Annotated in this window: 21 protein-coding genes; 16 read left to right on the forward strand and 5 right to left on the reverse strand. The window is 55.5% G+C overall.

Annotated elements, in window-relative coordinates; genetic code table 11:
* Positions 1–126 precede the first annotated feature (126 nt).
* On the forward strand, positions 127–2,028 hold the full coding sequence (locus tag ABOC97_RS07710; protein ID WP_349595958.1) for a bifunctional metallophosphatase/5'-nucleotidase: 1,902 nt from the start codon (positions 127–129) through the stop codon (positions 2,026–2,028).
* A 109-nt stretch (positions 2,029–2,137) separates the two neighbouring features.
* On the opposite strand, the gene zntA is transcribed toward ABOC97_RS07710, so the two are convergent.
* Together zntA and ABOC97_RS07720 are read right to left on the reverse strand one after the other, a co-directional pair.
* Positions 2,138–4,348, reverse strand: coding sequence for a Zn(II)/Cd(II)/Pb(II) translocating P-type ATPase ZntA (zntA, locus tag ABOC97_RS07715; RefSeq protein ID WP_349595961.1), 2,211 nt, complete (start codon positions 4,346–4,348; stop codon positions 2,138–2,140).
* A 78-nt stretch (positions 4,349–4,426) separates the two neighbouring features.
* A complete protein-coding gene (locus tag ABOC97_RS07720; protein WP_349595963.1) occupies positions 4,427–5,053 on the reverse strand; it encodes a lysoplasmalogenase in 627 nt (208 codons plus the stop codon).
* Between the two features lie 140 nt (positions 5,054–5,193).
* Here ABOC97_RS07720 and ABOC97_RS07725 point away from each other — a divergent pair, with 140 nt between their 5' ends.
* Positions 5,194–5,550 (forward strand): DUF2500 domain-containing protein, encoded by a 357-nt coding sequence (locus ABOC97_RS07725; RefSeq protein ID WP_349595966.1) that lies wholly within the window; start codon positions 5,194–5,196, stop codon positions 5,548–5,550.
* A 36-nt stretch (positions 5,551–5,586) separates the two neighbouring features.
* Here ABOC97_RS07725 and ABOC97_RS07730 read toward each other — a convergent pair whose 3' ends face one another.
* Complete coding sequence (locus ABOC97_RS07730) at positions 5,587–5,868, reverse strand: DUF1145 family protein (protein ID WP_061282599.1); 282 nt, start codon at positions 5,866–5,868, stop codon at positions 5,587–5,589.
* A complete protein-coding gene (rsmD, locus tag ABOC97_RS07735; RefSeq protein WP_349595970.1) occupies positions 5,858–6,454 on the reverse strand; it encodes a 16S rRNA (guanine(966)-N(2))-methyltransferase in 597 nt (198 codons plus the stop codon). The genes ABOC97_RS07730 and rsmD overlap by 11 nt, the downstream gene beginning before the upstream one ends.
* A 179-nt stretch (positions 6,455–6,633) precedes the next feature.
* On the opposite strand from rsmD, the gene ftsY reads away from it, so the two are divergent.
* The 6 genes from ftsY to livJ all read left to right on the forward strand — a co-directional run bounded on the left by ftsY (position 6,634) and on the right by livJ (position 14,010).
* Entirely contained in the window at positions 6,634–8,364 is a 1,731-nt protein-coding gene (gene ftsY, locus ABOC97_RS07740; protein WP_349595972.1) for a signal recognition particle-docking protein FtsY, read from the forward strand.
* A gap of 2 nt (positions 8,365–8,366) precedes the next feature.
* Complete coding sequence (ftsE, locus tag ABOC97_RS07745) at positions 8,367–9,035, forward strand: cell division ATP-binding protein FtsE (protein ID WP_234504385.1); 669 nt, start codon at positions 8,367–8,369, stop codon at positions 9,033–9,035.
* The gene (gene ftsX / locus ABOC97_RS07750) at positions 9,028–10,086 is read left to right on the forward strand and encodes a permease-like cell division protein FtsX (RefSeq protein WP_349595976.1); all 1,059 of its coding nucleotides are present in this window, start codon (positions 9,028–9,030) and stop codon (positions 10,084–10,086) included. The genes ftsE and ftsX overlap by 8 nt, the downstream gene beginning before the upstream one ends.
* Before the next feature lie 256 nt (positions 10,087–10,342).
* Entirely contained in the window at positions 10,343–11,197 is an 855-nt protein-coding gene (gene rpoH / locus ABOC97_RS07755) for an RNA polymerase sigma factor RpoH (protein WP_234504383.1), read from the forward strand.
* A gap of 185 nt (positions 11,198–11,382) precedes the next feature.
* Positions 11,383–12,648, forward strand: a complete 1,266-nt coding sequence (locus ABOC97_RS07760; protein WP_349595979.1) for a 4-aminobutyrate--2-oxoglutarate transaminase — start codon at positions 11,383–11,385, stop codon at positions 12,646–12,648.
* A 258-nt stretch (positions 12,649–12,906) separates the two neighbouring features.
* Complete coding sequence (gene livJ, locus ABOC97_RS07765; RefSeq protein WP_349595981.1) at positions 12,907–14,010, forward strand: branched chain amino acid ABC transporter substrate-binding protein LivJ; 1,104 nt, start codon at positions 12,907–12,909, stop codon at positions 14,008–14,010.
* Positions 14,011–14,093: 83 nt separating this feature from the next.
* On the opposite strand, the gene panM is transcribed toward livJ, so the two are convergent.
* Positions 14,094–14,477, reverse strand: coding sequence for an aspartate 1-decarboxylase autocleavage activator PanM (panM, locus tag ABOC97_RS07770; RefSeq protein ID WP_349595984.1), 384 nt, complete (start codon positions 14,475–14,477; stop codon positions 14,094–14,096).
* Between the two features lie 442 nt (positions 14,478–14,919).
* Between panM and livK the strand changes: the two genes are divergently transcribed.
* The 8 genes from livK (at position 14,920) to ugpE (ending at position 23,339) form a co-directional block, all read left to right on the forward strand.
* Positions 14,920–16,029, forward strand: a complete 1,110-nt coding sequence (livK, locus tag ABOC97_RS07775) for a high-affinity branched-chain amino acid ABC transporter substrate-binding protein LivK (protein ID WP_349595987.1) — start codon at positions 14,920–14,922, stop codon at positions 16,027–16,029.
* 54 nt (positions 16,030–16,083) lie between these two features.
* Entirely contained in the window at positions 16,084–17,010 is a 927-nt protein-coding gene (livH, locus tag ABOC97_RS07780) for a high-affinity branched-chain amino acid ABC transporter permease LivH (protein WP_349595988.1), read from the forward strand.
* Positions 17,007–18,287: a branched chain amino acid ABC transporter permease LivM gene (gene livM / locus ABOC97_RS07785; protein ID WP_234504378.1), complete on the forward strand. Its 1,281-nt coding sequence runs from the start codon at positions 17,007–17,009 to the stop codon at positions 18,285–18,287. Before livH ends, livM begins: the two co-directional genes overlap by 4 nt.
* Positions 18,284–19,051 (forward strand): high-affinity branched-chain amino acid ABC transporter ATP-binding protein LivG, encoded by a 768-nt coding sequence (gene livG / locus ABOC97_RS07790; protein WP_349595992.1) that lies wholly within the window; start codon positions 18,284–18,286, stop codon positions 19,049–19,051. Before livM ends, livG begins: the two co-directional genes overlap by 4 nt.
* A gap of 1 nt (position 19,052) precedes the next feature.
* Positions 19,053–19,766, forward strand: coding sequence for a high-affinity branched-chain amino acid ABC transporter ATP-binding protein LivF (livF, locus tag ABOC97_RS07795; RefSeq protein WP_234504373.1), 714 nt, complete (start codon positions 19,053–19,055; stop codon positions 19,764–19,766).
* Between the two features lie 307 nt (positions 19,767–20,073).
* Positions 20,074–21,390, forward strand: a complete 1,317-nt coding sequence (gene ugpB, locus ABOC97_RS07800; RefSeq protein WP_349595996.1) for a sn-glycerol-3-phosphate ABC transporter substrate-binding protein UgpB — start codon at positions 20,074–20,076, stop codon at positions 21,388–21,390.
* A gap of 219 nt (positions 21,391–21,609) precedes the next feature.
* Entirely contained in the window at positions 21,610–22,497 is an 888-nt protein-coding gene (gene ugpA, locus ABOC97_RS07805; protein WP_234504367.1) for a sn-glycerol-3-phosphate ABC transporter permease UgpA, read from the forward strand.
* A complete protein-coding gene (gene ugpE / locus ABOC97_RS07810) occupies positions 22,494–23,339 on the forward strand; it encodes a sn-glycerol-3-phosphate ABC transporter permease UgpE (protein WP_349595999.1) in 846 nt (281 codons plus the stop codon). Before ugpA ends, ugpE begins: the two co-directional genes overlap by 4 nt.
* Position 23,340 lies beyond the last annotated feature (1 nt).

The following is a 23,340-nucleotide window of genomic DNA, read 5'->3' on the forward strand; positions in this document are numbered from 1 at the left end:
AGGGTTCGTAGGGCTAATCTTGAGCTGCCTCTCAGTTTCAATGTCTATCCTGTAAAGCCGCTAGCCAATTTATTGATGTGAATCGCATAATTTCCCCTCGTTTCCCTTCCGGCACATCAAATAAAAATGAAAAAATCGACTCTTGCGCTTTTACTTTGCTTAGGTACCTCTGCAGCGATGGCTGACCCCGTCAATATCACGATCCTCGGCACTTCCGATCTCCATGGCACTTTTGTGCCGTGGGACTATTCGACGGATACCGAAAATCTGGCAGGCAGCCTGAGCCAGATTGCCACCCAGGTGCGAAAAGTCCGCAGTGAACAACCTAACGTCATTCTGGTGGATGCGGGTGATACCATTCAGGGCAACTTTGTCGAAACCTTTAAGAACGACAAAACCAGCCCGATGATCCTCGGATTTAACGCGCTGGACTATGACGTCTGGGTGATGGGCAACCACGAATTCGACTTCGGTCTGAAATCGCTGTCGACCTCGCTAAACCAGTTTAAGGGCACTGCGCTGGCCGGCAATATTCTGTGGGACAGCGGAAAACCCTATCTCCCGGCGTCTAAAATCATTGAACGTCAGGGCGTGAAGATCGGCATTATCGGGATGGATACGCCGATGACCGCTGAGTTTGCCAAAGGCACCGACCGCGTGAAAGGTCTGAACTTTACCGATCCGGTGGATGCGGTGAAAAAGACCATTGAGCAACTTCAGGGGCAGGTGGACGCCATTGTGCTGGTAGCGCATATGGGTATCGATAATGAGAACCAGCGCCCGGGTACCGGCGTAGGGGATATCGCGCGCGCTAACCCAGAGCTGGCGGCTATCGTTGCCGGACATATGCATGTGAAGGTCGATAAAGAGGTTATTAACGGCGTAATCGTCACCGAGCCGGACAAATATGGCCGCGCGCTGTCGCGTATCGACCTGCAGTTTGAGCAGCACAATGGTAAGTATGTGTTGATCAATAAAGACAGCTACACCTACGCGATTAAGGGCATGGCTTCTGATAAGAAGCTGGAAGAGGTATATCAGCCGTATCACAAGATTCTGCGCGCCAATGCCAATCGCCCGATTGCTCAGTTGAGCGGCCAGGATCTGGTGCCACCGGATGCGGTGAAGGGCATTCCGCAGGTGCATATTCAGGATACCGGTATCAGCAAGCTGTATCAGGAAGCCAGTCGTCATTACGCGCCAAAGGCGCAGGTGATTGCGCTGCAGATTGATAACGACCGTCCGAAATTAAACGTCGGCACCATTACGGCGAAAGATATCGCCTTTAACTATCAGTATGCGGGCGGTGAAATCACCGTTTATCAGCTGACGGGGAAAGAGCTGAAGAAATACATGGAGTGGTCTGCTGGCTACTTCAATCAGCTGCATGACGGTGACGTGACCTACAGCTTTAACCCGCAGCGCCGGGCCTCCAAATATTCCACCAACGATTTCTTCGACGGTGTGACTTACAAAATCGATCTGCGCCAGCCTGCGGGGCAGCGTATTCGCGATCTGAAAATGGTCGATGGGACGCCAGTGACGGACAGTACGCCAATTCGCCTCGGAATGAACAGCTACCGGATGGGCCACCTGACGCAAAAAGGCGGCGCGCTGGAAGGCATGCAGTTCCCGGTGCTCTCTGACAGCAAAGCGGAATACGGTGAAGAGGCCGGTACGATTCGCAATCTGACTATTCGTTATCTGACTGAAGTGAAAAAGGGTCAGTATCAAGGTGTGGCGGAGCAGCGCTGGCAGCTGGTTGGCCTGCAAGGTTATGACCGTGAACGTAAAATCGTCGAAACGCTGCTGAATGAGGGCAAAATTAGCGTTCCGACCAGCGAAGATGGGCGCTACAGCAACGTGGCGTCATTCAATGTGAAAGCGCTGTTGTTTAGCGACCCACAGGCGAAAAAGCAGAAACAGGCGGCGTTGCAGGCGGAGCTGGCGGCAGCAAGTTCTCCGGCGGCGAAGAAATTCGTCAGTGACCAGTTGGTGGTGCTTGAGGCGATAAATCAGCCTGGATGATATTGATATCGCGCCAGTATTTTTGTCGGGTGGCGCTGCGCTTACCCGACCTACAAATCATGTACGATTGTAGGTCTGATTAGCGCAGCGCCATCGGATGTGGCCAACGTTAAGCGCTAAATTTCCCACGCAGCAGGCGCAGCGCGTTGAGCGTCACCAGCACCGTTGCGCCGGTGTCGGCCAGCACGGCCAGCCACAGCCCGGTCATCCCCAGCAAGGTCGTGATGAGGAAAATCCCTTTCAACCCCAGCGCGATGGTGATGTTCTGCCGCACGTTGGCATGGGTGGCGCGTGCCAGACGAATCATCTGTACCAGCCCGGTTAAACGGTTGTGGGTCAGCGCCGCATCGGCGGTTTCCAGCGCCACATCGGTACCGCTGCCCATCGCAATCCCCATCGCCGCCGCTTTCATTGCCGGGGCGTCGTTAATACCGTCACCGACCATCGCCAGCGGCCCCTGGGCGTTGAGAGCGGTGACTTCTGTCACCTTATCGGCTGGCAGCAGGTTGGCGCGGTAGGCCATACCAAGTTCATCGGCAATCGCTGCCGCTGCCCGCGGGTTATCGCCGGTCAGGATAATCCCCTGAATCCCTAGCTCGCGCAGGCCATCGACCGCCTGACGGGCTTCCTGGCGCACGGTATCGCGCAGTGCCAGAATTCCCAGTAGCGTGTTGTCGCGAGTCACCAGCACCACCGTGTTACCCTGGTTTTCTAATTGTTCAATCTGCGCCTGCTGCGTAGCGGCGGGGAACTTGCCCGCTGCGCAGATAACGATACGCTGACCGTCAACTTCCGCCTCAATCCCCGAACCGACCAGCGCGCGCTGTGCCTGAGCCTGTGGAATGGTCAGATTGCGCTGCTGTGCTTCACGCACCACCGCTTGCGCCAGCGGGTGAGTTGAGCCCTGTTCTACCGCCGCCGCCATTGCCAGCAGCGTCTCTTCATTGATTTCAGCCGTTGGGATTACCGCTGTCACCTGCGGTTTGCCCAGCGTCAGGGTGCCGGTTTTATCAAAGGCCATCTGGGTGATGCGGCCTAACTGTTCCAGCGCCGCGCCGCCTTTAATCAGCGCACCATGACGCGCGGCGGTCGCCAGACCCGAGGTAATCGCCGCCGGTGTTGAAATCACCAGTGCACACGGGCAGCCAATCAGCAGCAGAGTCAGCCCTTTATAAATCCACTCTTCCCATGAGGCGGAAAACAGCAGTGGCGGTACCAGCGCGACCAGCAGTGCAATCGCCATAATCACCGGCGTGTAAATGCGGCTGAAACGGTCGATAAAGCGTTCGATTGGCGCGCGGCGTTCTTCCGCTTCTTCAATCAGGCGCAGGATGCGGTCGATGGCGCTGTCGCCGGGTTTAGATATCACGCTGAGCTGCACCAGACGGTCGGCGCTGGTGGCACCTGCTGGAACGCTTTCGCCGGCGTTGCGTTCAACCGGAATCGACTCGCCGGTTAAGGCGCTTTCGTCAAAGCTGGCGAACGGAGTCATCAGCTTGCCGTCGGCAGGCAGACGCCCCCCGGCGGCGACTTCAATCACATCGCCGGGCTGTAAATCCTTTTGGGCCACGGTTTCCCGCTGGCCGTCACGCACCCGCACGGCGGTATCGGGCTTCAGCGCCATCAGCGCGCTCACGCCCTGACGCGCGCGGTTGGCGGCCCAGCCTTCGAGTCGCTCGCCGATTAAAAACAGCAGCAGTACCATCGCCGCTTCCGCCGTCGCGCCGATAAATAGCGCACCGATGGCCGCCACGCTCATCAGCGTTTCGATGGCAAACCAGCTGCCGCTCTTAATCAGGCGCAGCGACTGGCGAGCAATAGGGAACAGCCCGACTAGGGTGGTGGCGATAAAGGCCAGATTGCCGAGCGGATGGTTGAACTGTTCCAGCCCCCAACTGATGGCCATCAACACGATAAGCGCTATCAGCGGCAGGTTTTCCTTCAGGCGGGAGACTTCAGCTTCCGGTGCGGAGGCATCCTCGCCGCGCAGCGTATAGCCCGCGGCGCTGACCGCTTTTTCAATCTGTGCGCGGACGTCTTCATCGGCATCGACCAGCAGTTTTTCCGTGGCGAACAGCACTTTGGCCTGTTTCACCCCGGGGACCTGGCGCGCGGCGGTTTCCACTTTGCGGGCGCAGGCGGCGCAGTCCATCCCGTTAACCACCCAGCTGTAGCGTGCTTCCAGTGCGCTTTCTACCGGTGTTTCCACGGTGGAGCATTGGCTATCGCAGCAGCAATCGTCCTGCGCCTGCGGGGCAGGAGCCAGCTTGAATGAGGAGAACTGCGGGGCTTTTTTGTCATGCGTCTCTGGAGTCGACATCGTATCCTCCGGTTAATGATCGTTGTTTCATTAAGCGCAGCATACACTCTGGAGTCGACTCCAGAGTCAAGCGAGAAATTACAAATAAAGTGCGCGAACGATAAAGAAGTGTCCGGCAAAGTAGCAGGCGGCGTAAATGGCAGTATCCGCGCGGAAGCGACAACGGTACTGACTCACCAGCCAGACAATATTGCCGAGCAGTAATAGCGCGGCACCGAAGAATCCGGACATCGCGGTATCGGTTGGGCGCAGGAACCACAGTTCGCCCGCCACCCAGACCATCACCAGCGTCATGCCAACAAATGCCAGCACCGGCAGACGCATCTCTTCCAACCTTGTCCAGATTGTGACTAGCAGCAGCGCGCCAATCACCAGTAATATTACCGGCAGCGGCCAGAAGAAGGTGAAGGTCAGCTGACCGGCAAACCAGATGGTATAGAGCAGGTGTGAAAGTAAAAAGGCCCCCACCGCGTAGAGCATGCGCTGTCGCGGCAGCAGCGTTAGCGCATCACCGACCAGCGCGGCGCACAGACCCGCCAGCACCAGATAGCTGATGGCGTTAAACATCGGCGCCTGCCAGGCGAGAAACAGCAGTAAAATTAGGGTGATAGGTTTGAATGCCCAGCGCTGCCAGGTTGGGCCACGGTAGGCGGCGTCAACGTAGAGCCACCCGGAAAAGAATACTGCGATAAACGACCAAAGCATATTAAGTCCCTGTATCTGTTATCTTAATAGGTACGGTGTTGCCAGTCCTGAATGTCCAGTGTAGTAGTGGTGGCGGCCAGATGACAATGACTGACTTCGCCGTTTACTCTGATTTGCGTAAATTCTTATGAGAACCTGAAATGAGCAAAATGCCTTTGTTTTTCGTCGTTGTGGTGGCGATTATCGTTATTGCCGCTTCGTTTCGCTACGTTCAGCAGCGCCGGGAAAAAATGGATAACGACGCCGCGCCGCTAATGCAAAAACGAGTGGTGGTGAGCAATAAACGTGAAAAGGTGCTGAATGACCGCCGTTCGCGTCAGCAGACGGTCGCTCCCGCGGGCAGCGAGATGCGCTATGACGTAAGCTTTAAGCCTGAGCAGGGTGGGCTGGAGGTGAGTTTCCGCGTGGAAGCCGCGCAGTATCACCAGTTGACCGTGGGTGACAAAGGAACGTTAAGTTACAAAGGCTCGCGCTTTGTCGATTTTAAGGCTGAGTAGTTAACGGTGGCCTGGTACATCACCAGGCCGAAGATCTTATTTCTTCTTTTTCAGGCTGGCAGCCGTTTTCTTTTGCCACACCAGCAGTTCAAACACGCCGAAGAGGAAGATGCGAACTTTCTCGCCGAACGTCATCTGTGGCCCATCTTTTGGCATAGTAGATTGCAACAACGCCATCTGCATACCGTGCATCAACACCATAAAAATCAGTGCGACGTTGACGAAAATATTCAGCGGACGCGGGAACGGCTGGATGACATTCAGTACCAAAAATGCCCACACGCACAGCATCAACAAGCGACCCAGATTAATCAGCATCCTTTTCTCCCTGCACTTCACGATGATAGAGGCGATAAGCGACCTGACCGGCGATTTTTTCCCGATGCAGACTCCAGCTGGCAGGCACAGGCGGCAGGCCGTTTTCTACTTCGCTTTCGACGTAAATAAGCGCGCCATCTGCCAGCCAGCCGTTCACTTCCAGCAGATTTAGCGTCTCTTCCAGCAGCCCTTTACGGAACGGTGGATCGACAAACACTACATCATGCGGCGTGCCGCTCTGGTTAAGGTAGGTCAGGGTGTTGGTGTTCACCACTTTGCCGTGTTCGGCTTTTAGCGTGGCGAGATTTTTTTGCAGCTGCTGAGCCACATGACGCTCCATCTCCAGCAGCGTGGTGCTGGCGGCGTAGCGGGAGAGTGCTTCCAGCCCCAGCGCGCCGCTTCCGGCGAAACAGTCCAGGCAGCGGGCGTCTACCATCGACGGTGCCAGCCAGTTAAAAAGGGTTTCACGCACGCGGTCGGTGGTGGGTCTGAGACCTGGGCTGTCGGGGACAGGAAGTTTACGGCCGCGCCACTGTCCGCCAATAATGCGGATCTGGCCACTGCCGCCGGAGGTTGGTTTTTTCATTTGCTCGCTCTGATCGCTCTTTCAGCCTGCTATTCTAGCGATCTGCTCTGCCGGGTGAAAGCGGTGAAGCCAGGGAAGTTAAGTGGTAGACTAAGCGACTAATTTCATCATTATTTCAGCCTTCGCGTCGATTGTGGCGAAGTGGTGCCATCAATTATCTGCGGGGAGTGTGGTTGCAAATGGCAAAAGAGAAAAAACGCGGTTTTTTTTCCTGGCTGGGCTTTGGTCAAAAAGAACAGGATCAGGTTGTTGAATCAGAAGACAAAATTGAAGAACAGCCGGCGGTAGAATCGTCGGTCGTCGAGCCTGAAACGGTTGTTGAAACGCCCGCTGTTGAAGATGTAGTGGCCGAAGAGACTGCCGTAGCGCATCCGGTTGAAGAAAGTGAAGTTTTCGCCGCTGATGTGGTTGACGTCACTGAACAGGTTGCGGAAAGCGAAAAATCGCACGAAGTTGCTGACGAAGTTGTACCTGCCGTTGAAGAGACTCTGGTCGCCGAAGAGGCCGCACCGGTGCGGGTGGAAGAGCTGCCGGTGGTTGAGGACAACGCGCCAACCGTCATGGCCGAAACGCCGAGCGTCGAAGAGCCGGTACGGGTAGAAGATTTACCGGTGGCGGAAGAAAACGCACCTGCCGCGGTAGAAGAGGCACCGGTTGTCGAAGAGATTGCCCCGGTATTGGTTGAAGAGCTGCCGGTCGTTGAAGACAACGCGCCAGCGGCCCCGGAAGAAACGCCGGTTGTCGAAGAAACGGCGGCGGTACGCGTTGAAGATCTGCCGGTCGCTGACGTGATTGCGCCTGAAGTTGAAGCCGTTGCTGAAACCGTCGCAACCGAAGAAGCCGACGCTGAAGAGACTGAGCTGACCGACGAAGAGCTGGAAGCGCTGGCGCTGGCCGCCGAGCCGCAGGATGAGACGGCGGTTGAAGATGTTGAAGAAGAGGCGGTGAGTGAAGCACCCGCCGCGCAGCTGGAACAGGAAAAACCGACCAAAGAAGGTTTCTTCGCGCGCCTGAAACGCAGCCTGTTAAAAACCAAAGAAAACCTCGGTTCCGGATTTATCAGTCTGTTCCGCGGCAAGAAAATCGACGATGATCTGTTTGAAGAGCTGGAAGAGCAGCTGCTGATTGCCGACGTCGGCGTGGAAACAACCCGTAAAATCATCGCCAGCCTGACCGAAACGGCCAGCCGTAAGCAGCTTAAAGATGCGGAAGCGCTGTACGGCCTGCTGAAAGATGAAATGGGTGAAATTCTCGCAAAAGTGGATGAACCGCTTAATATTGAAGGCAAAACGCCATTCGTTATCCTGATGGTCGGCGTCAACGGCGTGGGTAAAACCACCACCATCGGCAAGCTGGCGCGTCAGTTCGAGCAGCAGGGTAAAACGGTGATGCTGGCGGCAGGCGATACCTTCCGCGCGGCGGCGGTTGAGCAGCTGCAGGTGTGGGGCGAGCGCAACAATATTCCGGTCATTGCACAGCACACCGGCGCAGATTCCGCTTCGGTGATTTTCGATGCGATTCAGGCGGCAAAAGCACGTAACGTTGATGTGCTGATTGCCGATACCGCAGGGCGCTTGCAGAACAAGTCGCACCTGATGGAAGAACTGAAGAAAATCGTCCGTGTGATGAAGAAGCTTGATGTTGAAGCACCGCATGAAGTGATGCTGACGATTGACGCCAGCACCGGGCAAAATGCCATTAGCCAGGCCAAACTGTTCCATGAAGCGGTGGGCCTGACCGGCATCACGCTGACTAAACTCGACGGAACTGCCAAAGGCGGGGTGATATTCTCCGTGGCAGATCAGTTCGGCATTCCGATTCGTTATATCGGCGTCGGAGAACGTATTGAGGACTTACGTCCGTTTAAAGCGGGCGATTTTATTGAGGCACTTTTTGCCCGAGAGGATTAATCATGATTCGCTTTGAACACGTCAGCAAAGCCTATCTCGGCGGGAGACAAGCGCTGCAGGGGGTGACTTTTCACCTGCAGCCAGGCGAGATGGCATTCCTGACCGGCCATTCCGGCGCAGGTAAAAGTACTTTGCTGAAGCTTATCTGTGGGATTGAGCGGCCAAGCGCCGGGAAGATTTTGTTCGGCGGCCACGATATCAGCCGCCTGCAAAACCGTGAGGTGCCGTTCCTGCGCCGCCAGATCGGCATGATTTTCCAGGATCACCATCTGCTGATGGACCGCACCGTGTTTGATAACGTGGCTATCCCGCTGATTATCGCGGGGGCGAGCTATGATGATATTCGCCGCCGCGTCTCTGCGGCACTGGATAAAGTTGGCCTGCTCGATAAAGCGAAAAATCTCCCGATTCAGCTATCCGGCGGTGAACAGCAGCGCGTGGGGATAGCCCGTGCGGTGGTCAACAAACCGGCAGTTCTGCTGGCGGATGAACCAACCGGTAACCTCGATGACGCGCTGTCGGAAGGCATTCTGCGCCTGTTCGAAGAGTTCAACCGCGTGGGGGTGACGGTGCTGATGGCGACGCACGACATCAATCTGATTTCTCGTCGTTCATACCGCATGCTGACGCTGAGCGACGGCCACTTGCATGGAGGCTTGACGGGTGAATAAGCGTGAAGCAATGAATCAAATTCGCCAGTTCGGCGGTCGTCTCGATCGTTTTCGCAAGTCGGTAACGGCATCTGGTGATACGGGGCGTAACGCGCCAAAGCGCGGGAAACCGGCACCGAAACCGAACTCGCGTAAAACCAACGTGTTCAATGAACAGGTGCGTTACGCCTGGCAGGGCGCGGTGCAGGACCTGAAAAGTAAGCCTATCGCCACTTTCCTGACGGTGATGGTTATCGCTATCTCCCTGACGCTGCCGAGCGTCTGCTACATGGTTTACAAGAACGTCAACACGGCGGCTTCGCAGTACTATCCTTCACCGCAAATAACGGTCTATCTGGAAAAAACGCTGGATGACGATGCGGCGGCGAAAGTGGTTGGGCAACTCCAGGCCGAGCAGGGCGTCGACAAGGTTAACTATCTCTCCCGTGATGAAGCGCTGGGCGAGTTCCGCAACTGGTCGGGCTTTGGCGGCGCGCTGGATATGTTGGAAGAGAACCCGCTGCCAGCTGTGGCGGTGGTTGTCCCGAAAATCGATTTCCAGACCACCGATGCCTTAAACACCCTGCGTGACCGCGTGGCGCAGATTCAGGGCGTCAACGAAGTGCGTATGGATGACAGCTGGTTCTCCCGTCTGGCGTCCATTACCGGACTCGTTGGCCGCGTATCGGCGATGATTGGCGTGCTGATGGTGGCGGCGGTATTCCTCGTCATTGGTAATAGCGTGCGTCTGAGCATCTTCGCCCGTCGCGATACCATTAACGTGCAGAAGCTGATTGGGGCAACGGATGGCTTTATTCTGCGCCCGTTCCTCTACGGCGGTGCGCTGCTGGGCTTCTCCGGTGCATTCCTGTCACTGATTCTGTCGGAAATTCTGGTGATGCGGCTGTCATCGGCGGTGACGGAAGTGGCGCGGGTGTTTGGCACTCAGTTTGAGCTAAGCGGGCTGTCGTTTGACGAATGCTTGCTGCTGCTCCTGCTGTGCTCGATGATTGGCTGGGTGGCAGCCTGGCTTGCCACGGTCCAACATTTACGCCACTTTACCCCCGATTAAAAAAGTTCTGTTATACTCTCCCCCTGCGACGACTTACGTCCGCAGGGGATGCGTTTTAAACCCCATCTTTCTGCCCTCGCGGCTATCGCGTGTCACATTTTGTGCGTAATTTATTCACACTGTTGCATTGAACTTGTGGATAAACTCACTGTCTGATAAAAGAGCGGATGATATTCTCGTTGCTCATAGAGCCTGGCATGTTTGTTGCGTCTAGCGGCAAGCCTACGTCAGTATGAAGTGAATTGAGAGGATTTGAATGACCAAAGAAATGCAAAATTTAGCGTTAGCCCCTGTCGGTAACCTGGAATCTTATATCCGGGCTGCGAACACATGGCCGATGTTGACGGCTGATGAAGAAAAGGCGCTTGCTGAACGGCTGCATTACCAGGGCGATCTGGAAGCAGCTAAAACGCTGATCCTGTCTCACCTGCGCTTTGTTGTTCATATTGCTCGTAATTACTCGGGCTATGGCCTGCCGCAGGCGGATCTGATTCAGGAAGGCAACATTGGCCTGATGAAAGCGGTGCGTCGTTTTAACCCGGAAGTGGGCGTTCGTTTGGTCTCCTTTGCCGTGCATTGGATCAAAGCGGAAATCCACGAGTACGTGCTGCGTAACTGGCGTATCGTCAAAGTGGCCACCACCAAAGCACAGCGTAAGCTGTTCTTTAACCTGCGTAAAAACAAGCAGCGTTTGGGCTGGTTTAACCAGGATGAAGTGGAAATGGTTGCCCGTGAGCTGGGCGTATCCAGCAAAGACGTGCGCGAGATGGAATCTCGTATGTCAGCGCAGGACATGGCGTTTGATATGTCCTCTGACGATGATTCTGAAAGCCATTCCGTTGCACCGGTGCTCTATCTGCAGGATAAATCGTCCAACTTTGCCGATGGCATAGAAGATGATAACTGGGAAGAGCAGGCAGCCAACAAGCTGACCGACGCGATGCAGGGTCTGGATGAACGTAGTCAGGACATCATTCGCGCCCGCTGGCTGGACGAAGACAACAAGTCCACGCTGCAAGAACTGGCCGACCGTTACGGCGTTTCCGCCGAGCGTGTTCGTCAGCTTGAAAAGAATGCGATGAAAAAACTGCGAGCGGCTATTGAAGCCTGATAACGCCAGTTAGCTCGTTGCCCCGATAACCCCTGGATGCCCATCCGGGGGTTTTGTTTTTTATCCCGCCGTCATCACGCTTTCCTCTGTTTATTTCCATTTTGCCGCTGGCGTTAATGCAAACGATGGCAAAGACTGAATATGCGCTACGTTTTTTTCCGTCTTTTATCGGCAGGGGGTTTACCGTGAGTAACGAGTCACTGAATCATCGGCGTTTACAGGCGACGCCACGCGGCGTTGGCGTGATGTGCGGTTTCTACGCAGAGCGCGCGGAGAACGCCACGCTGTGGGATATTGAGGGCAACGAGTATATTGATTTTGCCGCCGGAATTGCGGTGCTGAACACCGGCCATCGCCACCCGCAGGTGATTGCCGCCGTGGAGAATCAGCTCAAGGCGTTCACCCATACCGCCTATCAAATCGTACCCTATGAAAGCTATGTATCATTAGCAGAACGTATTAATGCCGCGGCGCCAATTGCCGGGAATGCCAAGACCGCATTCTTCAGCACCGGGGCCGAGGCGGTGGAAAACGCGGTGAAGATTGCCCGTGCCTATACCAAACGCCCTGGACTTATCACCTTCGGCGGCGGCTTCCATGGCCGTACCTTTATGACCATGGCGCTGACTGGCAAAGTCGCTCCGTATAAAATTGGCTTTGGCCCGTTCCCGGGATCGGTCTATCACGCTATTTATCCGAACGCCGCCCACGGTGTCACCACCGAAATGGCGCTGAAAAGCCTGACCCATATCTTTAAAGCCGATATCGCGCCCGATCAGGTGGCGGCGATTATCCTCGAGCCGGTACAGGGCGAAGGCGGTTTTAACGTCGCGCCAGCCGACTTTATGCAGGGCCTGCGTGCGCTGTGCGATACCCACGGTATTTTGCTGATTGCCGACGAAGTGCAGACCGGGTTTGCCCGTACCGGCAAGCTGTTCGCCATGGATTATCACAGCGTGAAGCCTGACCTCATCACCATGGCCAAAAGCCTGGCCGGCGGTTTCCCGCTTTCTGGCGTTGTCGGACGTGCGGAAGTGATGGACGCTCCGGCGCCGGGCGGTTTGGGCGGTACCTATGCGGGCAACCCGCTGGCGGTGGCCGCCGCGCATGCGGTGCTGGACGTCATTGAAGAAGAAGCGTTGTGCACACGGGCCAATCATCTTGGTCAGCATCTGATTGAAGTGCTGAATAAAGCGCGTGAGTCCTGCCCGGCGATTGCCGACGTGCGTGGCTTAGGGTCAATGGTGGCGGTCGAATTTATCGATCCGCAAACCGGCGAACCGTCGCCGGAGTTCACCAAATTAGTTCAGGAGCGCGCGCTGGCGGAAGGCGTTCTGCTGCTGAGCTGCGGGGTTTACGGCAACGTTATCCGTTTCCTCTATCCGCTCACCATCCCAGAGAAACAGTTCCAGCAGGCGCTGGAGGTGATTCGCCGGGCGCTGACTGAATAGTTCTCTGCTGAACCCTGCCAGCCATTAAGCCACTCCGATGAGTGGCTTTTTTTTGTCATTTTTACGTTACAAATCCGTCAAAATTATCGTTTCAATTCCATAAAAATGGGGTATGTTTTAGCAGAGTATGCTGCAAAAGCACAGGCAGTATCCCTTAATATTAATATCTTATACTTAGCGTGAGCCGCATATAAGAATAATGTGCTAAATAACAACATCACAACAAATGCAATAACCATAACAATGGGGAACCTCAGGATGAATATGAAGGGTAAAGCGTTACTGACAGGATGTATTGCACTGGCATTCAGCAATATGGCATTAGCAGAAAATATTAAAGTTGCTGTCGTGGGTGCGATGTCTGGTCCGGTTGCGCAGTATGGCGATCAGGAGTTCAGCGGCGCAGAGCAAGCGGTATCGGATATCAACGCTAAGGGCGGTATCAAAGGCAACAAACTGGAAATCGTTAAGTATGACGATGCTTGTGACCCGAAACAGGCGGTCGCGGTCGCTAACAAAGTGGTGAACGACGGCATCAAGTACGTTATCGGCCACCTGTGTTCTTCTTCCACGCAGCCAGCGTCTGATATCTATGAAGACGAAGGCATTCTGATGATTACCCCGGCGGCGACGGCACCGGAGCTGACCGCGCGCGGCTATAAGCTGATTCTGCGTACCACCGGTCTGGACTCCGATCAAGGCCCGACCGCGGCGAAATACATCATCGACAAAGTGAAGCCTCAGCGCATCGCTATCGTGCATGACAAGCAGCAGTACGGCGAAGGCCTGGCGCGTTCCGTACAGGACGGCCTGAAGAAGGGCGGGGCTAACGTGGTCTTCTTTGACGGTATCACCGCCGGTGAGAAAGACTTCTCTACGCTGGTGGCGCGTCTGAAGAAAGAAAATATCGACTTCGTCTACTTCGGCGGCTATCACCCGGAAATGGGGCAGATCCTGCGCCAGGCGCGTGCGGCAGGTCTGAAAACTCAGTTCATGGGTCCAGAAGGGGTAGCGAACGTATCGCTGTCTAACATCGCGGGTGATTCTGCGGAAGGTCTGCTGGTAACCAAACCGAAGAACTACGATCAGGTTCCTGCTAACAAACCAATCGTTGAAGCGATCAAGGCGAAGAAACAGGATCCAAGCGGCGCATTCGTGTGGACCACCTACGCAGCGCTGCAGTCTCTGCAGGCTGGTCTGAACCACTCTGACGATCCGGCTGAAATTGCTAAGTACCTGAAAGCCAGCACCGTCGATACCGTGATGGGCCCGCTGTCATGGGATGAGAAAGGCGACCTGAAAGGTTTCGAATTCGGCATCTTTAACTGGCACGCCAACGGCACTGCGACCGACGCGAAATAAGATTCACCGCGCAGTGTGAGTACGTCAGACGCCCGGGTTACATGCGAGTAGCTCGGGCGTCATTCGCTAAGCCGGGGTCTGCGTTACCCTCTAACCCAGCCGTCATTCTGCATCGTAAAGCCCAATGCTTTGGCGAACGCCGCCATTTCCTGGCTCTCGTCTACATGAGATTTGCTGAGCACCCAGCGGCTAACCTGCGGGTTGTCGTGCAGGACTTCTTCAATCAGGTACTGGCCCACGCCGCGACGACGGGTGATTTCGCGCACGCATAAATCGTCGAGCGTCCCCTGATTGCCGTCCAGCGTGACTCTCACCGCCGCAAGCAGACGCTCGTTAAAACGGGCGGCGTACAAACGGTGGGGGTCATCGAGAGGAAGGTCGGCGGCGGTAACGCCAGGCCAGATCTTACCGAGACAGATACGATCCTGGTCGCTAAACGTGTCTAAACGAATGATGGTCAGTTTCATGGACGGTTTGCTCAAATCGAAAAAATTACGGTCAGTTTACTCAATTTATCCTGCTGGCGGCTTTCTCTTTTTACGGCGTCTAACAGGGGATTAGTTTTGTGATATCCGCACAGGCAGTTTGAAACATTATAGATAGAAAAATAACCAGAATTTTAACCTGAAAACCAGCGTTTTATTCGGCCGTATGTGTCGTTATTTTATGCTGAAATCTGACTTATTTTTGTTTATCTATGGCAAAAATCAGAATATTATCTTTTCTTAATAGACTGAAAAATAGAGAATTTAGTCTGTATTTGGTTAAAAAACTGCGCTAACCCATTAAAGATAATGGTAAAAGTAGCGTTGTATAATAAAAGTACAGAATGCTTTTTAACCACATAATTACAAAATATATACACGCCACGACGTGTAAACACGACATCACGAATGGGGATCCCGAAGTATGAAAAGGAATACAAAAACAGTAATCGCAGGGATGGTCGCACTGGCTATGTCACACACGACACTGGCGGCTGATATTAAAGTTGCGGTGGTAGGGGCCATGTCCGGCCCGGTCGCGCAGTGGGGCGACATGGAGTTCAACGGCGCACGTCAGGCCATTAAAGACATCAACGCCAAAGGCGGCATTAAGGGCGACAAACTGGTCGGCGTGGAATACGACGACGCCTGCGATCCAAAACAAGCGGTGGCGGTTGCCAACAAGATCGTCAATGACGGTATTAAATACGTGATTGGCCACCTCTGCTCCTCTTCCACGCAGCCTGCTTCTGACATCTATGAAGATGAAGGCATTCTGATGATCTCTCCGGGGGCGACCAACCCAGAGCTGACCCAGCGTGGCTATCAATACATCATGCGTACTGCGGGCCTCGACTCCTCCCAGGGGCCAACGGCGGCTAAATACATCCTGGAAAAAGTAAAACCGCAGCGTATCGCCATCATTCATGACAAACAGCAATACGGTGAAGGTCTGGCGCGCTCCGTTCAGCAGAGTCTGAAAGCGGCGAAGGCCAACGTGGTCTTCTTTGACGGCATCACCGCCGGTGAAAAAGACTTCTCCGCGCTGCTCGCCCGTCTGCAAAAAGAGAACATCGACTTCGTTTACTACGGTGGCTACTACCCGGAAATGGGCCAAATGCTGCGTCAGGCGCGCTCGGTGGGCCTGAAAACCCAGTTCATGGGGCCGGAAGGCGTGGGTAACGCCTCGCTGTCGAACATCGCTGGCGATGCCGGTGAAGGGATGCTGGTGACCATGCCAAAACGCTATGACCAGGATCCGGCAAACAGCGCTATCGTCGATGCTCTGAAAGCGCAGAAGAAAGATCCGAGCGGTCCATATGTGTGGATCACTTATGCCGCCGTGCAGTCTTTGGCAACCGCCATGGAACGTACCGGCAGCGACGATCCGCTAGCGCTGATTAAAGATTTAAAAGCTAACGGGGCAAAAACCGTGATTGGGCCGCTTTCCTGGGATGAAAAAGGCGATTTGAAAGGATTCGAGTTTGGCGTCTTCCAGTGGCATGCCGACGGCTCGTCCACGATCGCGAAGTAACCTTCATTCCCCCCTGGCGGGCGTAGATCCGCAGGGGTAGCAAAAGGCTAATTTATGTCAGAGCAGGTTCTCTACTTTGTGCAGCAGATGTTTAACGGCGTTACGCTGGGAAGCACCTATGCACTGATCGCCATCGGTTACACCATGGTGTACGGAATTATCGGCATGATTAACTTCGCCCACGGCGAGGTCTACATGATCGGTAGTTATGTCTCCTTTATGATCATCGCCGCGCTGATGATGATGGGCATCGACACCAGCTGGCTGCTGGTGGCGGCTGGCTTCATCGGGGCAATCGTCATTGCCAGCGCCTACGGCTGGAGCATCGAACGGGTGGCCTACCGCCCGGTGCGTAACTCCAAGCGTCTGATTGCGCTGATCTCCGCTATCGGGATGTCTATTTTCCTGCAGAACTACGTCAGCCTGACCGAAGGCTCGCGCGATGTGGCGCTGCCAAGTCTGTTTAACGGCCAGTGGATTGTCGGTAGCAGCGAAAACTTCTCCGCATCTATCACCACCATGCAGTTGGTTATCTGGATTGTGACCTTTGTGGCCATGCTGGCACTGACGCTGTTTATCCGTTACTCGCGGATGGGCCGCGCCTGTCGTGCCTGTGCTGAAGACCTGAAAATGGCCAGCCTGCTCGGCATTAATACCGACCGCGTGATTGCCCTGACGTTTGTTATCGGCGCAGCGATGGCGGCGGTAGCGGGCGTACTGCTGGGTCAGTTCTACGGCGTAATCAACCCATACATCGGCTTTATGGCCGGGATGAAAGCCTTTACCGCAGCGGTGCTTGGCGGTATCGGCAGTATTCCTGGTGCGATGATTGGTGGGCTGATTCTCGGTATCGCGGAAGCGCTGTCGTCGGCGTATTTGAGTACTGAATACAAAGACGTGGTGTCGTTCGCGCTGCTGATCGTGGTGCTGCTGGTGATGCCGACTGGCATCCTGGGCCGCCCGGAGGTAGAGAAAGTATGAAACCGATGCAATTTGCGATGGCGCTGCTGTCGGCGGCGATGTTCTTTGTTCTGGCGGGCGTCTTTATGGGCGTGCAGCTGCAGCTTGACGGCACCAAACTGGTGGTCGGCAGCGCGGCGGACATTCGCTGGCAGTGGATCTTTATCGGTACCGCCGTGGTGTTCTTCTTCCAGATGCTGCGTCCGCTGTTCCAGAAAGGGCTGAAAAGCGTCTCCGGGCCGAAGTTTATTCTGCCGGCGATTGATGGCTCGACCGTCAAACAAAAACTGTTCCTGATTGCGCTGCTGGTAATTGCCGTGGCGTGGCCGTTTATGGTGTCGCGCGGCACGGTGGATATCGCCACCCTGACCATGATTTACATCATCCTCGGCCTGGGGCTGAACGTGGTGGTAGGGCTGTCGGGCCTGCTGGTGCTGGGCTACGGTGGCTTCTACGCCATTGGCGCTTATACCTTCGCGCTGTTGAACCACTATTATGGTCTCGGCTTTTGGACCTGCCTGCCGCTGGCTGGCCTGGTGTCGGCGGCAGCGGGCTTCCTGCTGGGCTTCCCGGTACTGCGCCTGCGCGGTGACTATCTGGCGATTGTAACCTTAGGCTTTGGTGAGATTGTCCGTATTCTGCTGCTGAACAACACCGAAGTGACCGGCGGCCCGAACGGTATCAGCCAGATCCCTAAACCGACCTTCTTCGGCCTCGAGTTTAGCCGTAGCGCCCGTGAAGGCGGCTGGGATACTTTCAGCAACTTCTTTGGCGTCAAATATGACCCTTCCGACCGCGTCATTTTCCTCTACCTGGTGGCGCTGCTGCTGGTGGTATTGAGCCTGTTCGTGATTAACCGCCTGCTGCGTATGCCGCTGGGCCGCGCATGGGAAGCGCTGCGTGAAGATGAAATCGCCTGCCGCTCGCTGGGGTTAAGCCCTACGCGCATCAAGCTGACCGCCTTCACCATCAGCGCCGCGTTCGCGGGCTTCGCTGGGACGCTGTTTGCTGCCCGTCAGGGCTTCGTCAGCCCGGAATCGTTCACCTTTGCCGAGTCGGCCTTTGTACTGGCGATTGTGGTACTGGGTGGCATGGGCTCACAGTTTGCGGTGATCCTCGCGGCGATTCTGCTGGTGGTGTCGCGTGAACTGATGCGTGACTTCAACGAATACAGCATGTTGATGCTCGGTGGCCTGATGGTGCTGATGATGATCTGGCGTCCACAGGGACTTCTGCCGATGACCCGTCCACAGTTGAAAATGAAAAACGGGACAGCGAAAGAAGGAGAGCAGGCATGAGTCAGCCATTATTATCGGTTAACGGTCTGATGATGCGTTTTGGCGGCCTGCTGGCGGTCAATAACGTCAATCTCGAGCTGCGTCCGCAGGAAATTGTCTCGCTCATCGGCCCAAACGGGGCCGGTAAAACCACGGTCTTTAACTGCCTGACCGGCTTCTACAAGCCTACCGGCGGGACCATTATGTTGCGCGATCAGCACCTGGAAGGGCTGCCGGGTCAGCAGATTGCCCGCATGGGCGTGGTGCGAACCTTCCAGCACGTGCGTCTGTTCCGCGAGATGACGGTGATTGAAAACCTGTTGGTGGCACAGCATCAGCAGCTGAAAAGCGGTGTCTTCTCAGGGCTGTTAAAAACCCCTGCTTTCCGCCGTGCGCAGAGCGAAGCGCTGGATCGCGCCGCCACCTGGCTTGAGCGTATTGGGCTTCTGGAGCACGCCAACCGTCAGGCCAGCAATCTGGCCTACGGCGACCAGCGTCGCCTGGAGATCGCCCGCTGCATGGTGACGCAGCCGGAAATCCTGATGCTCGATGAACCCGCAGCGGGCCTCAACCCGAAAGAGACCAAAGAGCTCGACGAGCTGATTGCCGAGCTGCGTAATCATCACAACACCACCATCTTGCTGATTGAACACGATATGAAGCTGGTGATGGGCATTTCTGACCGCATCTACGTGGTGAATCAGGGCACGCCGCTGGCCAACGGGACACCGGAAGAGATCCGCAACAACCCGGACGTGATCCGCGCTTATCTGGGTGAGGCATAAAATGGATAAAGTGATGTTATCGTTTGATAGAGTCAGTGCCCACTACGGGAAGATTCAGGCTCTGCACGAGGTCAGTCTGCATATTAACCAAGGCGAAATCGTGACGCTTATCGGGGCTAACGGCGCGGGCAAAACCACGCTGCTTGGCACGCTGTGCGGCGACCCACGAGCCACCAGTGGGCGGATTGTCTTTGATGATAAAGACATTACCGACTGGCAGACGGCGAAAATTATGCGCGAAGCGGTAGCGATTGTTCCGGAAGGGCGTCGTGTGTTCTCGCGCATGACCGTGGAAGAGAACCTGGCGATGGGCGGCTTCTTTGTTGAACGCGACCAGTTCCAGGAACGCATCAAGTGGGTCTATGATCTGTTCCCACGCCTGCACGAACGCCGTATTCAGCGTGCGGGAACCATGTCCGGCGGTGAACAGCAAATGTTAGCCATTGGTCGAGCGTTGATGAGCCAGCCGCGTCTGCTGCTGTTGGATGAGCCATCTCTGGGGCTGGCGCCGATTATCATCCAGCAGATCTTCGACACCATCGAGCAGCTGCGCGAACAGGGCATGACCATCTTCCTCGTCGAGCAGAACGCCAACCAGGCGCTGAAGCTGGCCGACCGCGGCTACGTGCTCGAAAACGGTCACGTGGTACTGGAAGATACCGGCCATGCGCTGCTAGCCAACGAGGCGGTGCGCAGCGCCTATCTCGGCGGTTAATTTTCTGCGGTAATAGCGGATGGCGGCGTAAATGCTTTACCCGACCTACATCTCCTGTAGGTCGGATAAGGCGCTTGAGCGTCGCCATCCGACGTTCTTTACTCCGATAGCAGCATCGTACCTATACGTGTCTCAGCTCCCACTTTGCCTTCTTCGAAGCGTCACCGCCTTGCCATCCCTTTGTCGCCTTACTATCTTTTTTTTGTAATAAAAAAGTTATTTTTCTGTCATTCGAGCATGTCATGTTACCCCCGCGAACATAAAACGCGTGATATCGCGCATCCCGGCACAAAAAGAGAGATAACCGATGATATCGTTACGACATACAGCTTTAGGATTGGCAATGAGTCTGGCATTTGCGAGCCAGGCAATGGCAGTCACCACCATTCCATTCTGGCATTCAATGGAAGGTGAACTGGGGAAAGAGGTCGACTCTCTGGCGCAGCGCTTCAACGCCGCCAACCCGGATTATAAAATTCAGCCGATCTACAAAGGTAACTACGAGCAGAGCCTGAGTGCGGGTATCGCTGCCTTCCGTACCGGTAATGCCCCGGCGCTTTTACAGGTGTATGAAGTCGGTACCGCCACCATGATGGCCTCGAAGGCGATTAAGCCGGTCTATCAGGTGTTCAGCGATGCCGGTATCAAGTTCGATGAATCTCAGTTTGTGCCAACGGTTTCCGGTTACTACACCGACTCCAAAACCGGCCATTTGCTCTCCCAGCCGTTTAACAGCTCCACCCCGGTGCTGTACTACAACAAAGACGCCTTCAAAAAAGCGGGCCTCGATCCAGAGCAGCCGCCAAAAACCTGGCAGGATCTGGCTGACTACACAGCGAAGCTGAAAGCGGCAGGGATGAAGTGCGGCTACGCCAGCGGCTGGCAGGGTTGGATCCAGATTGAAAACTTTAGCGCCTGGCATGGCCTGCCGGTAGCGACCAAAAACAACGGCTTCAACGGTACCGATGCGGTGCTGGAGTTCAATAAGCCAGAGCAGGTAAAACACATCGCTCTGCTGGAAGCGTTGAACAAGAAGGGCGACTTCAGCTACTTCGGGCGTAAAGACGAATCCACCGAGAAGTTCTACAACGGCGACTGCGCTATTACCACCGCCTCGTCCGGCTCGCTGGCTGACATTCGCCAGTACGCCAAATTCAACTACGGTGTGGGCATGATGCCTTACGACGCTGACGTGAAAGGCGCGCCGCAGAACGCCATCATCGGCGGGGCAAGCCTGTGGGTGATGCAGGGTAAAGACAAAGAAACCTACACCGGCGTGGCTAAATTCCTCGAGTTCCTGGCGAAACCGGAAAACGCTGCCGAATGGCACCAGAAAACCGGCTATCTGCCGATTACGACCGCCGCATATGACCTGACCCGTCAGCAGGGCTTCTACGATAAAAACCCTGGGGCGGATATCGCTACCCGTCAGATGCTGAACAAACCACCGTTGCCGTTCACCAAAGGGCTGCGTTTGGGCAACATGCCGCAGATTCGCACCATCGTAGATGAAGAGCTGGAAAGCGTATGGACCGGGAAGAAAACGCCTCAGCAGGCGCTGGATTCTGCGGTTGAACGCGGTAATCAGCTGCTGCGTCGCTTTGAGCAGTCAACCAAGTCTTAATTTTTAGCCTGACCCCTCACCCTAACCCTCTCCCCATAGGGGAGAGGGGACCGTTCGGAGCCATCTGGTAAGACGCGCTTGGTCCAACCTTTCGCCTGTACTCATAGAGGTGAAGGGACTGTTCGGAGCCATCTGGTCACTATCGCTCGGTTCGGCCTTTCTCCCTCGCCCCTTTGGGTAGAGGGTCGGGGTGAGGGGAAAACAACTCAGAGTTTAACTATGTCATCATCCCGTCCGGTGTTTAAATCCCGCTGGCTGCCTTACGCATTGGTCGCCCCGCAGTTGATTATCACCGTTATCTTCTTTATCTGGCCCGCGGGTGAAGCGCTGTGGTACTCGCTGCAGAGCGTCGACCCGTTCGGTCTCTCCAGCCAGTTTGTTGGCCTGGATAACTTCGTGACGCTGTTCCACGACGGCTACTACCTCGACTCCTTCTGGACGACGATAAAGTTCAGCGCGATGGTCACGGTGAGCGGCCTGCTGGTATCGCTGTTCTTTGCGGCGCTGGTCGATTACGTGGTGCGCGGCAGCCGTCTGTATCAAACGCTGATGCTGCTGCCTTACGCCGTTGCACCGGCCGTCGCGGCCGTACTGTGGATATTCCTCTTTAACCCCGGGCGCGGGCTTATCACCCATTTCCTCGGTGAGTTCGGCTATGACTGGAACCACGCGCAGAACAGCGGCCAGGCAATGTTCCTGGTGGTGTTTGCGTCGGTCTGGAAGCAGATCAGCTACAACTTCCTGTTCTTCTTTGCCGCCCTGCAGTCGATACCTCGCTCGCTGGTTGAGGCCGCCGCGATTGATGGTGCAGGCCCGATTCGCCGCTTCTTCAAGCTGGCGCTGCCGCTGATTGCGCCGGTGAGCTTCTTCCTGTTGGTGGTCAATCTGGTGTACGCCTTCTTCGACACTTTCCCGGTGATTGATGCCGCCACCGCCGGTGGGCCGGTGCAGGCGACTACCACGCTTATCTACAAGATTTACCGCGAAGGATTCGCCGGGCTCGACCTCTCGGCCTCTGCCGCCCAATCGGTGGTGCTGATGTTCCTCGTCATCATCCTGACCGTGGTGCAGTTCCGCTACGTGGAAAGAAAGGTGCGCTACCAATGATTGAGAACCGTCGCGGGCTGACGATATTCAGCCACACCATGCTGATCCTCGGGATTATCGTGATTCTGTTTCCACTGTACGTCGCGTTTACGGCGGCGACGCTGGATAACAAAGCGGTGTTTGAAACGCCGATGACGCTTGTCCCCAGCACGCATCTGCTGGAGAACATGAAGGCGATTTGGGTGAATGGCGTCGGCGCCAACAGCGCGCCGTTCTGGCTGATGATGCTCAACAGTTTCATCATGGCCTTTGCCATCACGGTCGGCAAAATTGCGGTTTCCATGCTTTCGGCTTTTGCGATTGTCTGGTTCCGCTTCCCGCTGCGTAACCTGTTCTTCTGGATGATATTTATCACCCTGATGCTGCCGGTTGAGGTGCGTATTTTTCCAACGGTGGAAGTGATAGCCAACCTGAAAATGCTCGATAGCTACGCGGGGCTGACGCTGCCGTTGATGGCTTCCGCCACGGCAACCTTTCTGTTCCGCCAGTTCTTTATGACGCTGCCGGACGAGCTTATCGAAGCGGCGCGTATTGATGGTGCTTCGCCGATGCGCTTCTTCCGCGACATTGTGCTGCCGTTGTCAAAAACCAATCTGGCCGCGCTGTTTGTTATCACCTTTATCTACGGCTGGAACCAGTATCTGTGGCCGCTGCTGATTATCACCGACGTGAACCTCGGCACCGCCGTGGCGGGCATCAAAGGGATGATCGCCACCGGTGAAGGCACCACGCAATGGAATCAGGTTATGGCAGCGATGCTGCTGACGCTTATCCCTCCGGTTGTCATCGTTTTAGCCATGCAGCGCGCTTTCGTGCGTGGCCTGGCCGATAGTGAGAAATAAA

Origin of the sequence: Kluyvera huaxiensis (genome assembly GCF_040149365.1) — a bacterium.
GTDB classification, from domain to species: domain Bacteria; phylum Pseudomonadota; class Gammaproteobacteria; order Enterobacterales; family Enterobacteriaceae; genus Kluyvera; species Kluyvera intermedia_A.

Bases quoted from the DNA above. Each gene is read 5' to 3' on its own strand.
- ABOC97_RS07710 (WP_349595958.1), top strand. From the start codon at position 127: ATGAAAAAATCGACTCTTGCGCTTTTACTTTGCTTAGGTACCTCTGCA.
- zntA (WP_349595961.1), bottom strand. From the start codon at position 4,348: ATGTCGACTCCAGAGACGCATGACAAAAAAGCCCCGCAGTTCTCCTCA.
- ABOC97_RS07720 (WP_349595963.1), bottom strand. From the start codon at position 5,053: ATGCTTTGGTCGTTTATCGCAGTATTCTTTTCCGGGTGGCTCTACGTT.
- ABOC97_RS07725 (WP_349595966.1), top strand. From the start codon at position 5,194: ATGAGCAAAATGCCTTTGTTTTTCGTCGTTGTGGTGGCGATTATCGTT.
- ABOC97_RS07730 (WP_061282599.1), bottom strand. From the start codon at position 5,868: ATGCTGATTAATCTGGGTCGCTTGTTGATGCTGTGCGTGTGGGCATTT.
- rsmD (WP_349595970.1), bottom strand. From the start codon at position 6,454: ATGAAAAAACCAACCTCCGGCGGCAGTGGCCAGATCCGCATTATTGGC.
- ftsY (WP_349595972.1), top strand. From the start codon at position 6,634: ATGGCAAAAGAGAAAAAACGCGGTTTTTTTTCCTGGCTGGGCTTTGGT.
- ftsE (WP_234504385.1), top strand. From the start codon at position 8,367: ATGATTCGCTTTGAACACGTCAGCAAAGCCTATCTCGGCGGGAGACAA.
- rpoH (WP_234504383.1), top strand. From the start codon at position 10,343: ATGACCAAAGAAATGCAAAATTTAGCGTTAGCCCCTGTCGGTAACCTG.
- livJ (WP_349595981.1), top strand. From the start codon at position 12,907: ATGAATATGAAGGGTAAAGCGTTACTGACAGGATGTATTGCACTGGCA.
- panM (WP_349595984.1), bottom strand. From the start codon at position 14,477: ATGAAACTGACCATCATTCGTTTAGACACGTTTAGCGACCAGGATCGT.
- livK (WP_349595987.1), top strand. From the start codon at position 14,920: ATGAAAAGGAATACAAAAACAGTAATCGCAGGGATGGTCGCACTGGCT.
- livH (WP_349595988.1), top strand. From the start codon at position 16,084: ATGTCAGAGCAGGTTCTCTACTTTGTGCAGCAGATGTTTAACGGCGTT.
- livM (WP_234504378.1), top strand. From the start codon at position 17,007: ATGAAACCGATGCAATTTGCGATGGCGCTGCTGTCGGCGGCGATGTTC.
- livG (WP_349595992.1), top strand. From the start codon at position 18,284: ATGAGTCAGCCATTATTATCGGTTAACGGTCTGATGATGCGTTTTGGC.
- livF (WP_234504373.1), top strand. From the start codon at position 19,053: ATGGATAAAGTGATGTTATCGTTTGATAGAGTCAGTGCCCACTACGGG.
- ugpB (WP_349595996.1), top strand. From the start codon at position 20,074: ATGATATCGTTACGACATACAGCTTTAGGATTGGCAATGAGTCTGGCA.
- ugpA (WP_234504367.1), top strand. From the start codon at position 21,610: ATGTCATCATCCCGTCCGGTGTTTAAATCCCGCTGGCTGCCTTACGCA.
- ugpE (WP_349595999.1), top strand. From the start codon at position 22,494: ATGATTGAGAACCGTCGCGGGCTGACGATATTCAGCCACACCATGCTG.